The sequence below is a fragment of the Ruegeria sp. BG5 genome, assembly GCF_056538425.1.
In genome coordinates, this window is record NZ_JBQFTC010000003.1 from 229,752 (window position 1) to 242,076 (window position 12,325).

Here is a 12,325-nt window from a genome sequence, read left to right on the forward strand (position 1 = left end):
ATGAGAGTGAATTACGGGCAAACAGTGCATGGCCAGGAAGAGATCGATGCCGTGGTCGAGGTGCTGAAAACATCCACGCAAATGGGCCCCAAAGTGCGCGAGATGCAGCAGCAGGTCTCGGCCCTGTTTGCCAAGCGCCATGGTGTGATGGTCAATTCCGGATCATCGGCCAACTACCTCGCCGTGGAAATCCTTGACCTGCCGAAAGGCAGTGAGGTCATTACGCCTGCGCTGACATTTGCGACAACCGTGGCCCCATTGGTCCGACAGGGCCTGATCCCCGCATTTGTCGATGCGGCCCCAGGGACTTACAATATCGATGTGGATGCCATCGAACGGATGATCACGCCGAAAACTTCGGCCATGATGATCCCATCGTTGATTGGCAACCTGCCCGATTGGCGCCGTATCCGCGAACTGGCCGATGCCCATGGTCTGAAAGTGATCGAAGACAGCGCCGATACGCTGGGCGCGACAATTGATGGAACCAGCACGGGTGTCTATTCCGACGTCTCAACCACCAGCTTCTATGGCAGCCATGTCATCAACGGTGCGGGCAATGGCGGCATGCTGTGCGTCAATGATGACGATCTGGGCCGCAAAGCGCTGTTGCTGCGCTCATGGGGGCGTTCGTCGTCCTTGTTTGTGGAATCCGAGGCCATCGAGAACCGCTTCAACGTGATGCTGGACGGTATCGAGTATGATGCGAAATTCCTGTTTGAAGACCTCGGCTACAATCTGGAACCGTCCGAGATCAGCGCCGCCTTTGGCTTGGTTCAACTGGGCAAACTGGACAACAATATTCAGGTTCGCGAAAAGGCATTTGCCGCGCATCGGGCGTTCTTTGCCCAGTATGAAGACTGGTTCATCCTGCCCGAACAACTGCCGGGTTCGCGGACCGGTTGGTTGGCCTTCCCATTGACCCTGCGCGAAGGCGCGCCGTTCACGCGCCGCGAATTGCAGATTTATCTTGAGAAGTCGGACATCCAGACCCGCCCCGTCTTTACCGGCAACATCCTGCGACAACCGGCCATGAAGAATGTCACGTGCCAAACCAGCCCCGACGGCTATCCCGCTGCCGATGCGGTGATGCGTGGCGGTATCCTTCTGGCGTGCCACCACGGTCTGGACGACGCGCAGATTGCCTATATGCATGAAACCTTTAACAAATTCGCCGAAACGCATGGCGCAAGGAAGGTCCCTGCATGACCGACGTCAGAGAGACCCAGGTTTCTCCGGAGATCGCCGCGCCTGCTGAGGGTTCAGCAAAGGCGCAGGCGGCACCGAAAGGGCATGCCGCGTCGTTCAATATGACGGTGCATGCCTTTCGGGGCGTAACCTCGCTGATGGTGTTCATTGCCCATCTGGCCGGGGGGACCGCACTGAACGCTTATGCAGATGATCCTTCTGTTTTCGCGGGTCTCGAACACTATTGGAACTTCGGAACCAATGTAGTGTTTTTCTTCTTTATCATCAGCGGCTTCGTTATCCTTCCCAGCTCGATCAAATATTCGCCGGGCGGGTTCGCTGCGCGACGTCTGATTCGGATCTATCCGCTGTTCTTTGCCATGACGATGTTGTTCATCGTGTTGAACGCGGTCACCAACACGGCGCCGGAACTGAAGGACCCGTGGAAGATCTTTCTGGCCTTAACGTTCTTGACCAATTTCACCAATACCGGGCAACTGACCCCCAACGCCTGGAGCATTGTCTATGAGATGTGGTTCTACCTTCTGACCGGGCTGGTCATGGCATTTGCCATCCATCGCCCATCGAAGATCGGTCTGGCGCTGTCTGTACTGGCTGCGGTGGCCTTCACACTCTATTTCCCGGCGACGCTGTTCTTCCTTGGCGGCGTGATGATCCGGCTGCTTGCAGATCGGGGCATGCTTCCAACCGGCAAACTGGTTCCGGTTGGCGAGATACTGGCATTTGGTGGCGCGGTCTATTTCCTGCAACTTGGCAAGGTTCTCTATATCCCGTCAGATTTCGTCGATCCGAATGTGACACTGACCATCGTGTTCTCGGTCTTGTATTTCATGCTGGCCATATCACCGGGCAGCATCAGTGGCCGCGTTTTTTCCAGCAAATGGATCTTCTATCTGGGCACGATCAGCTACAGCATGTTCCTGACACACCCCTACGTGTACCTGCCAATGCGCATGGTCTTCGAAAAGATGGGGTGGTTCGGTTCGAACTTTCCGCTGTCGGTTTCGATTTTTATCCTGGTGACAATTCCGCTGGGCGTACTGGTCGCGCATCTGGCGCACATAACGGTCGAAACCTGGCTGTATCAGAAGGTGTTCAAGCAAAAGGTGTTTTGATCCGAAATCATCGGGTCGCATTCGCCGAAAAGGAGGAAAGGAAAAAGACACAGGCACAGATTGGTAATACGCCCCCAAGGCAACGCTGTGTTTGAACCATCTGCTAAGCAATTCTGTGACGCAGAACTTCCTGAGATACCGGTTGCCGGACACATAACCGCAAACGGTACGCAACCTAAAACAGATAGCTGTCGCGCTTTTTGCGCATATTGAATTGAAATGAAGGTAGTGTGATGAATATGCAGAGTGTACGTCCAACATCCCGCACAACGTGCCGGGCCTGTAAATCAGAAAATCTGATGCTGGTATTGCCGATGGGCAATCACCCTCCGGCCAATATGTTCGCCAAAACGCAGGACTTGTCGGAACCGCAACCCGCATTTCCGCTGAACACGCAGGCCTGTCTGGACTGTGGCCTGATACAGGTCGCCGACCAGGTTCCGGCTGATTTCTTCACCGATTACCTCTACGTGCCGTCTGGCGCGGCTACGATGCATACCCATTTCGCGGGGCTCGCCCAGGTGGCGGTTGATCGCGCGCAAGGCGGTATGATCGTGGATATCGGCTGTAACGACGGGCTTATGCTGTCCCACGCAAACGGGCTGGGTGGCAAATGTCTGGGAATCGATCCGGCGGCGAACCTTGCCAAAATCGCGAATGAGCGTGGCGTGCGGGTCCATGTTGATTTCTTTAACCCGGAAACCGCCAAGACTGTGCGCGAACAGGAAGGCCCTGCAAGCGTCATCACGACAACAAATACCTTTAACCATATCGACGACCTGCACGGTTTCACCGCCGGTGTCCTTGATCTTTTGACCGACGATGGTGTGTTCATCATTGAGGTGCCTTGGGGCAAAGCCATTCTGGAAACCAATGAATTTGACAACGTGTATCACGAGCACGTCTCGGAACTGAGCTTGTTGTCCATCGTCAAGCTGGGAGAAGCGGTGGGTCTGGACGTTGTCGACGTGACCAAACTGCCGGTCCACGGCGGTTCGATGCGGGTGTTCATGCAGCGCGCGACTTTGAACAAAACGCCTGCGCCCATCGTGGCCGAAATGCTAGCGGACGAGGCCGCGGCAGGGATGACCAACCGCGCCAGTTATGAAGAGTTCGCCGACCGCGTGCACGAGCTGCGCGACAGCCTGCTGAAAATTCTGGCCGACCTGAAAGCCGACGGCAAGACAGTCGCAGGCTACGGCGCACCGGCCAAAGGCAACACACTGTTGAACTATTTCGACATCGGGGTTGAGACGCTTGATTTCCTGGTCGACCGCAACCCGCTAAAGCAGGGGCTGTATTCGCCCGGCAAGCTGATCCCGGTGCTGCCGCCCGAAGCGGTTTTTGAGCGCAAGCCCGATTACCTGCTGGTGCTGGCCTGGAACTTCTTTGACGAGATCCGCGAACAAATGGCCGAGTTCGAAGCCCAGGGCGGAAAATTCATCGTCCCGCTGCCAATGCCGGTTATCCTTCCCTGAGGATCCGGCGATGGCACGTGTCCTCATAACAGGCGCATCAGGGTTCATCGGATCGCACCTCACTCGGGCCTGTCTGGACCGGGGGGACGAGGTTGCGATCCTGACACGGCCGGGATCATCGCTTGGCCGTCTCGGGACCGCTGTGTCAGACGTTGCGACGTATCGCTGCGCCTATTCTGATGAGCACGCGCTGCGCGACTGCCTTCAGGATTTTGCTCCGGACACGGTGTTTCACACAGCGGCACGAACACGGTTTTCGAACGCGCCAGACCTTTCGGACCTGGATCAGAGCATCGACGAAAACCTCAAGAGTTTAACCCGTCTGATCAAGGCGGCCGCGACCTGCGCGTCGCCGCCTCGGGCCTTTGTCCGAACCGGTACCATCGCAGAATACGGTGATGTTCCCCTGCCTTTTGTAGAAACAGAGCGGGAACATCCCATAAACGCGTACGGAACATCTCTTTTGGCGGGCACGAAATACCTTGAGATGGCGGCGTCCAGATTGCCCTTTGTCGCCGTGACCGCACGTCTGGCTTTGACCTACGGGCCGGGACAATCCGAAGATTTCCTGATCCCTCAGGTTATTGAAAACCTGCTCAGCAACAGACCTGTTCACCTTCGGCGGCCCCATGACCGGCGGGACCTGATCCATGTGGATGACGTCGTTCAGGGCTTGATGGAAATCGCAGACGCCCCTGAAAAAGCGGGCCCGGTCATCAACCTGTGCACGGGCCATGCGCCCGAAATGTCAGAGGTGGTTCAGCATCTAAGAACTTTGGCCGGAGCCGGTGAAAGCATGCTAAAATGCGATGCACCGGTTGATGAGCCAAATGTCCTGTTGCCCGACGCAAGCCAGATGAAGGCGCGATATGGTTGGCAACCCGCGATTTTACTGTTGGACGGCCTGACACGCACTTTTCAATGGGCAAAGCAGTTTAAAGCATCATCAGCGACGGCGGGAGCGCGCGCATGACACTGGTATCCATTCTAATTCCGGCCTTGAATGAGGAAGACAACGTCAAAACGGCCTATGACCGGGTTGTCAACGTCTTCGACAATCTGCCCGATTACGAGCCCGAGATCATCTTCACCGACAACCATTCGACGGACCGCACCTTTGACATTCTGTCCGAGATCGCAGCCGAGGATCACCGGGTCCGTGTAATCCGCTTTGCCCGAAACATGGGGTATCAATCGTCGGTTCTGACTGCGTATCGGTCTGCCAACGGCGCATGTTCGATTCAGCTGGATTGCGACATGCAGGACCCGCCCGAATTGATCCCGATGATGTTGGACTTGTGGCGGCAGGGCAATCACGTCGTCTATGGCATTCGCCGCAGCCTGCCCGACGGTCCGATTGTGGCCGCGGCCCGGCGGGGTTTCTATGCGTTGATCGACATGATCAGCAATGACGATCTACCCAGAAACGCGGGTGAGTTCCGCCTGACGGATCGCCGCATTCTGGACGAACTGCGCCTTGTAGACGACCGCTCGCCCTATGTGCGCGGATTGATCAGCGGCATGGGATTTCAGCAGGTCGGGTTTGAATATGATCGCGATGCCCGGACCGCAGGCGAGTCAAAGTTTCCGTTCAAGGCAATGCTGTCGCTGGCCATTGACGGGTTGATCAACCATTCGCTGCTGCCGTTGCGACTGGCCTCGATGATCAGCCTGACCGTGGGCCTGATGACCTTTTTGCTGATGATGGGCTACATCATCGGGAAGCTGTTTTTCGGGCAGGATTGGCCCGGCGGCTTTGCGACGACAACGATCCTGCTGCTGTTATCGATGACCCTGAACGCCATGTTCCTTGGGATCCTGGGCGAGTATATCGGCCGGATTTTCCTTCAATCCAAAGACCTGAACCGTCCATTGATCGAGAAAGAGGTGAACGCGCCCCATCCGTTGCACACCATCCCGGACACCCAATCGCAACACGCAGATTTGCCAGATAGCGGAATAAGTGGCCGTCTGCACAACGCGGCCGAGTAACCCCCATGAAGTTGTTAATGGTTCAAGGCGGTTTTGGTGCAGGTGGGGCGGAAAAGAACATCGCGATGATCGCCGAGCATCGGTTGAGCCTTGGGGATGAGGTGCATATCGTCGGGATGGCACCCCCCGACAACAGTTCGTATTTCGACTACCCCGAGGCGACGAACCTGCATGTTATTCACCCCGGCGACGGATTCTCAAAGCTGGTGCAATTTCGGCGGTTGCTTCATATCCGGCAGACTGTGCGGCAGGTGCAACCTGATCTGATTATGTCGTTCCTGACCAAGATCAACGTGCTGACCCTGTTGGCAAACACGGGTCTGAACGTCCCCGTTTTGGTGTCAGAGCGTAACAATCCGCAAGCGCAGCACGCCCATCCGATCTGGTTGAAAGGGTTCAATACGCTGGCCCGCTCGGCCACGGCCATCGTGATGCAAACCGAACGCGCCCGTCAGGATTTACCTGACGCTTTGGCGAACCACACACATGTCATTCCCAATCCTTGCGCGCCTTTTTCGGATGTCACGTTGGGGGAGGGGGCCGCAAACATGGTCGCCGTGGGCCGGTTGGAATGGCAAAAGGGGTTTGACCTGTTGCTGGATGCCATGCCCGAAATCATCAGCCGGGTGCCTGACGCCAAATTGACGATTTTTGGTGATGGCCCAAAACGCGATGAGCTTGAGCGTCAGGTTCAACGAATGGGTCTGACCGACCGTGTTCAATTGCCCGGATCAAGCGCGCGACCCGGCGCTTGGATGCAGGACGCAGATGTGCTGGTGTTCCCGTCGCGGTTCGAAGGGTTTCCCAATGTGGTTGCCGAGGCAACCGTTTCCGGCTTGCCGGTTGTGGCCTTCGATTGCGCCTACGGCCCGCGAGAGATTGTCCGGGACGGAGAGAACGGCATCCTCGTTGCTCCGGAGGACACCCCGGCGTTGGCGAACGCAGTGGCAGGGCTGCTGACGGACAAAGACAGCCTTGCGAAAATGAGGCAATCTGCGGTGGAAAACCGGTACTGGCTGCAACCCTCTCGGGTGCTGAGTGACTGGGATCAGGTCATCGATCAAATTGTTCCAAGCCACTCGATGTTTCAGGAAAACTCGATCACGTCCGGCAACTGATCGAAGTCAATGATCCTTACCTGCGCGGCGTGCGCCTGATCCGGTGGGTTGGGATCGTGAACGGCTCCGGCCCGCAAAACCTGCACCGTTTGCCATCCCATCGCGTTCGGCGTCACGAAGTCTTTGGCCGGATTATCCGCGACATAGACCATTTTTGACCCGCCGGGGGCCAGGCTTTCCATTTCTTCAAATGCGCGGGGATGCGGTTTTCCAAACCCCTCGGGCCAAGCGCCGGTGGGGCGAATATGCGCGATACGCTGTTCCAGCTTGAGCGCGGCGATTTTGTTGCGCTGCATCCGTTCCGGCCCATCGGTGATCAACCCCATCGGATGGCTTGCGGCACTCAGAAACCGTTCCGCGTCCGGGCTGAGCTGAATTTTTGGAACGTGCAGCCGGTATTCCTGCACCAGTCGACCAATGAAGTCCTGAGTGTCTGGTAGCCCAAGCAACGCACAGGCGGTATTGAAGATTTTCCGCCTGTCTCCGGTTGTAAAGATATTCTGACAGGCAGGTCCAAATCCTGAAACGCCGTAATGTTCTGCGACCCAGCGTTCGAGATATGCAAACCCGCTGAACGCAAAATCGCGTTCAAGATACAGGGTATCATCCAGATCAAAGACCAGCATCAATCGATATACACGGCGCTGTCATACCGCATCATGCGCACCCCGTCGCGCCAATCGTTATGGGGGGACGATGGCAATCCGGCCACCTCTTCCAGCAACCATTGCGCAAACGGCGCGCCTGCATGGTCCGCCAGCGGGTATCCCCCCCCAAAACGCGCGTTTATTTCGATGACGCATGGCCCAAGTTTCGGGTCGTCAATGATCTGAAAGCACGCCACCCCTCGCAGGTCGGGCAGTGCGTGCACAATCCCCTCGGCAATTTTGTGCAGGTCAGCGCGGCGTTCCGTGCGGCCCTTTTCGACCTCACCCGCCCTGATCTGGATCCGTTTGTGCGGTATCACCGTTTGCAGTCGGCCTTCCTGATCGACAAACATGTTAATCGTGTATTCCGATCCGCTCAGATTGTCCTGAAAGATCATGGGTTCGGGGAAAACGTCGGGCACTTCGTCTATCGAATTGAAAACCTGAAGCCCGCGGCTGGCGCTGCCGCCGCTTGGTTTCGCGAAAGCTGGCCAGGACACACCGTCTGGATTCTCAAGAACTCCCGCGTGATCCAATGTGCGCGGAACGGGCACTCCGGCCGCGGCCAGAACGGCAGAGGTTTGATGCTTGTCCCGAACAACCTCGATCACATTCGGGGGCGAGACATGCACATGCGCGCCTACGGCGGCGAATTCGTCCAGCGCCACGGACAGGGGCAACAGTTCGGGATCAATCGTGGGGACCACCAGATCCACACCATGATCGCGCACGATCTGTAAAACAGCAGGGATGTAACCGGGATCGTCGGTTCTTGGCACTGCAAACGCCTGATCAGCCAAAGCGCAGGCGGCGCTTTCATCCGGGTTCAAATCACATGCAAGAATTTCGAGATCACATTCAAGGCGTTCGGCGGCCGCACGAAAGCAGTTCAGCAACCCAACGCGACGACCAGCGGAACAAAGAAGAAGTTTCAAGGCGCGACGAGCCATGTTTACCTATAAAATATCAAACAACTACACAGACCTACAGTTACATGGTTAAGGTAATTCTGTGAACGCTCATCGCGCCGTTGAGGCGAAATATTTTGCCCCGTGCGGTTGTGATCAACCGTCGAAACATCCCACCACCCTACCGGCATGTACCGAACCGGCCAATAGGTTCGGATGACCGCGAAACATAGTGCAGATCGGCCAAAGAACCGACTTAAATGCGCACATAAACAAGCACTTGACTAGAATTTTACCGTTTCTACGGGATTCCCCTAATTCTCGTGCAGGGTTTATCTGTGTAATTTGAGGCCAACAAAGTTTTACAACCGGTGAGGCCGCAAGGCTAAATCACTCACTCGTTGAATGGCCAGCATTTGGGGTGCTGGCCATTTGCTTTTCCAGCACCAAAAACACGCTTTTCTGGCTTTTGTATACTTGCCTGCGCAGGAAGGCACGCAAGGTCGCTGGGGTTGGCTGTGACCATCCACTTGCACGATCCGAATGGCCTGGAACTCAGCGGGCACGACCGGGACTCAAAAACAAAAAAGGGCCGGTCACAGGACCGGCCCAGTGAGTTCAGCTGAACCGAGGGATCAGTTCGAAGCTGCGTTCAGTTTTTCGTTCTGCTCGCGCAGCGAGTCCGAAATGATTGCGTACCATTCGCCGGACTCGCGCATTTCGTTCAGACCCTTGTTCATCATCGCGATGTATTCGCGCGCGAACGGGTTGGTGCGGTGCGCCAGGAAGCTCATCGACGACAGGGTCGAAACATATGGGTTTTCGATGATGTCAGCCGAGGTCAGGCCCATGTCGTTCATGGTGGATGCAAACAGATCAACTTCGAACGCCGCCACATCCGCGGTGCCGGTCAGAACCGCATCCAGACATTCACGCGCAGAGCTGGGCTGAACGACGGTTGTGTTCTCACGGTTCAAGCCAACTTCTTCCAGAACAACCATGCTCCAACCCGCCATCCGGCAAATGGTGGACCCTTCAAGATCGCTGAAATCCGTTGCGCTTGCATACTGGCTTTCAGGCAGAGTGAAGAAGCCACCGACGACGTCGTAGACCGGAACAGACGCAACAAACTGGGTGCAGCGCGCCGTTGTTTCAGCCGACCATTCGTATGTGCGGTTTGTGCAATCCGGAACGGTCCAGGCGATCGAGATATCAAATGCCCCAAGCGGCAACAGGGTCTCCAGGTGCGAGCTCCAGTCGTCTACGAAGCTGACCGAATAATCGCGGCTGTTGCCAGCCCGCTGCAGGCTGGTGGTTGCCAGACGGGTCATGATGCCGCCGCCGCTCAGCGCCTCGGTTGTGAACGGCTCCCAGCCGTTACCGGCAACCATCTTAATCGGCGGGGCGTAGACGTTCGAACGCTTGACGCCGGCCGCGCGCTGTTCTTCCGCTGCGATGATTTCCTGCGCCGATTGGCCGTTTGGCAGGCTGCCATCTTCACAGGGCAGAGCAAGGACCAGGCCGGGCTCAAGCGCGTTGGGGTTGTTGATGATGTTGCGGTTCGCGTTGAAGATCGGCTGATAGTTCGAGGTGCCATAGGCGGCAATCGCGATGGTCGCCATCGTGTCGCCGTCTGCAACGGTGTAGTTGGTGCAGGCCTCTTGTGCTGCGGCAGCACCGGCGCTGAGCGCGGTAACGGCGCCGGCCGACATTACAACTTTCTTCAGATTAAATTCAAACATGTCCACTTCCTCCAGACTATTCGTTTGTCAGGCCATTTGGGGCCTTAGCCATTTTCCATTTGATGCCGCAGTGCAGACGACACGATGTCGCGCCATTCGCCGGATTGCTGCATGATTGTCAGACCCTGATTCAGCGTCTCAAGGATCGCTTCCCCATCAGGATTATCTTTGTGGGTCATGACGTTAAGCGACTTGATCGCCGCAAGGTTGGGGTTTTCGATGATGCGATGCTCATAGCCCAGCCGCGAGATTGCCTCGACCGCCAGATGGGCTTCGATTGCGACGATATCCGCGCGCCCTTCGATGACCGCGTGAAAACAGTCATCCGGCGAAACGGGACGCATCAGGCTGATGACCGGCTCGTACAGGCTGACGGCATCCATATGCGATAGCGACCAGCCTTCGGGGCGGCAGATGGTCGTGCCCGCGAAATCGGAATAGGTCAGCGTTTGTTCGTAACCCGATCCTTCAAGGGCAAAGAACGTATCCACAACTTCGTAGAACGGGTTCGAGAAATTGTAGGTTTCACAGCGCTCACGGTCGCTTTCAGACAGGGTTGCCGCCTCTTCGCAATTGGGGCGCGACCACGGGAAGGTTCCGTCAAAGGCCAGCGTTGGCATCAGCAGGTCCAGATGCGAGGACCAGTCGTTGACGAACTGAATCTTATACGCCTGCTCGGGCGCGGCGCGCAGCATCGCGGTTTCGACCAGACGGGTGTAAAGCCCACGGTTCGGCAATTCCTCGTCGGTGAACGGCGCGTAGTTGCCGCCTGTGATCAGCAGAATCTGCCTGTCGCGGATCTCGGGGCGGTCTTCCGACCGGGCCTCTCGGATCAACGCGGCACCTTCGGCGCGGGCCGCTTCAATCTCTTCTACCGCCGACGCTTTGGCCGCCGAAACGGCGTCTTCGCTGGCTTTCTTGGCTTCGGCCTCGGCCGCCGCAACGCGGGCCTCGGCATCGGCAATCGCCTTCGCCGCACGCTCTTCTGCGGCTTTCACCAATTCCGATGCCATTTCGGCGGCCAGACGTTCCGCCTCGGTTTCCGGCGGAGCAACCGCACGGCCGACGTCTTCGAGGCAGGGCAGGGTCAGAACGTCACCGACACGGATGATGTTGGGGTTGGACCCGATGACATCGCGGTTTGCATCGTAAATGATGCGGAAATCCTCGGTCGAATAGACCTGGATCGTCAGTTCTCGCAGGCTGTCGCCGCGCTGAATCTCGTAGGTCGAACATGCCTCTTGCGCCGAGGCCGCGCCGGTGGCGGCGGCAAGGGCAAGGCTTGATATGATTAGGTGCTTTCTCATGGGTCCTGTTGCTTTGCCTGTTAGGGTCGTGTCGGTTTCGCGATTGCGATTGTCAGGTTGTCCTGATCTGGATTGGCCTTGGCCAGAACGGCCCGCAGCAACGCGTCCGCGATTTCCTGTGCCAATGCGGTTTTGTGTTCGCGCAGAACAGCCTCGATTTCGCTGTCCGAGAGGGTCTGCAACCCGTCGCTGCCAAGGATCACAACATCACCCGAGCTCAGCGTCAGCGGCGTTTCAGGGCAGTCAACCTTAGGGATCGCACCACCCATGACAACCGAGGTCAGCTGATTGCGATCCGGATGGGACTGCGCCTGCGCCTCGGTCAGCTTGCCTTCGGCCACTTGCGCATCGATCACGGGGGCCATCGAATGGTCTTCGTTGACCTGTGTCAGAACACCATCGCGAAACAGATAAAGCGGGCTGTCACCGATTGAAATCCAGTACATCCGCTGGTCAAGGAAAAGCGCGCCCAGCAGCGTTGACCCCATATTGAAGCCGCCGCCTTTTTCTTCGTTGTGGTTCGCAATCGCCGTGTTGGCCAGCATCGCGGCCAGGGGCAATGCATCAACCGCTGCGGGTTCAGCCAGGGTGTCACCGCTTAGCTCCGCATCCAGCGACTCGCGCCAGGATGCGATTACCAGTTCCGAGGCGACCTCGCCCGCCTCGTGACCGCCCATGCCGTCAGCGATCACGATGTAACCCGCGTCGACCGCATCGAACATCCGCGCGGCCACGGCATCTTCCTGCGTGTCTCGCTGACCCTGGTTCAGGATCAGCGCAATATCATATGCCGGAGTCGCCAGCATCTA

The 12,325-nt window shown here is 57.2% G+C and carries 11 protein-coding genes; 6 read left to right on the plus strand and 5 right to left on the minus strand.

Going from position 1 to position 12,325, the window contains the following annotated elements:
• The 6 genes from ACR0KX_RS13155 to ACR0KX_RS13180 all read left to right on the plus strand — a co-directional run bounded on the left by ACR0KX_RS13155 (position 1) and on the right by ACR0KX_RS13180 (position 6,912).
• A complete protein-coding gene (locus ACR0KX_RS13155) occupies positions 1-1,209 on the plus strand; it encodes a DegT/DnrJ/EryC1/StrS family aminotransferase (RefSeq protein WP_170453766.1) in 1,209 nt (402 codons plus the stop codon).
• Entirely contained in the window at positions 1,206-2,324 is a 1,119-nt protein-coding gene (locus tag ACR0KX_RS13160) for an acyltransferase family protein (RefSeq protein ID WP_170453765.1), read from the plus strand. The genes ACR0KX_RS13155 and ACR0KX_RS13160 overlap by 4 nt, the downstream gene beginning before the upstream one ends.
• A 239-nt stretch (positions 2,325-2,563) precedes the next feature.
• Positions 2,564-3,802 (plus strand): class I SAM-dependent methyltransferase, encoded by a 1,239-nt coding sequence (locus ACR0KX_RS13165; RefSeq protein ID WP_480708498.1) that lies wholly within the window; start codon positions 2,564-2,566, stop codon positions 3,800-3,802.
• A gap of 10 nt (positions 3,803-3,812) precedes the next feature.
• Positions 3,813-4,775, plus strand: coding sequence for an NAD-dependent epimerase/dehydratase family protein (locus ACR0KX_RS13170; protein ID WP_480708499.1), 963 nt, complete (start codon positions 3,813-3,815; stop codon positions 4,773-4,775).
• Positions 4,772-5,794 (plus strand): glycosyltransferase family 2 protein, encoded by a 1,023-nt coding sequence (locus ACR0KX_RS13175; protein WP_170522875.1) that lies wholly within the window; start codon positions 4,772-4,774, stop codon positions 5,792-5,794. The genes ACR0KX_RS13170 and ACR0KX_RS13175 overlap by 4 nt, the downstream gene beginning before the upstream one ends.
• Before the next feature lie 5 nt (positions 5,795-5,799).
• Positions 5,800-6,912 (plus strand): glycosyltransferase family 4 protein, encoded by a 1,113-nt coding sequence (locus ACR0KX_RS13180; protein WP_480708500.1) that lies wholly within the window; start codon positions 5,800-5,802, stop codon positions 6,910-6,912.
• Here the strand turns inward: ACR0KX_RS13180 and ACR0KX_RS13185 are convergent.
• The 5 genes from ACR0KX_RS13185 to ACR0KX_RS13205 all read right to left on the minus strand — a co-directional run bounded on the left by ACR0KX_RS13185 (position 6,882) and on the right by ACR0KX_RS13205 (position 12,322).
• Positions 6,882-7,538, minus strand: a complete 657-nt coding sequence (locus ACR0KX_RS13185; RefSeq protein WP_480708501.1) for an HAD family hydrolase — start codon at positions 7,536-7,538, stop codon at positions 6,882-6,884. The two genes, ACR0KX_RS13180 and ACR0KX_RS13185, sit on opposite strands and share 31 nt — an antisense overlap.
• A complete protein-coding gene (locus ACR0KX_RS13190) occupies positions 7,538-8,494 on the minus strand; it encodes an ATP-grasp domain-containing protein (RefSeq protein WP_480708502.1) in 957 nt (318 codons plus the stop codon). The genes ACR0KX_RS13185 and ACR0KX_RS13190 overlap by 1 nt, the downstream gene beginning before the upstream one ends.
• Positions 8,495-9,102: 608 nt before the next feature.
• Positions 9,103-10,209 (minus strand): transporter substrate-binding domain-containing protein, encoded by a 1,107-nt coding sequence (locus ACR0KX_RS13195; RefSeq protein ID WP_170622140.1) that lies wholly within the window; start codon positions 10,207-10,209, stop codon positions 9,103-9,105.
• Between the two features lie 44 nt (positions 10,210-10,253).
• The gene (locus ACR0KX_RS13200) at positions 10,254-11,516 is read right to left on the minus strand and encodes a transporter substrate-binding domain-containing protein (protein WP_170622139.1); all 1,263 of its coding nucleotides are present in this window, start codon (positions 11,514-11,516) and stop codon (positions 10,254-10,256) included.
• Positions 11,517-11,536: 20 nt separating this feature from the next.
• Entirely contained in the window at positions 11,537-12,322 is a 786-nt protein-coding gene (locus ACR0KX_RS13205) for a protein phosphatase 2C domain-containing protein (RefSeq protein ID WP_170622138.1), read from the minus strand.
• Between the last annotated feature and the right edge of the window lie 3 nt (positions 12,323-12,325).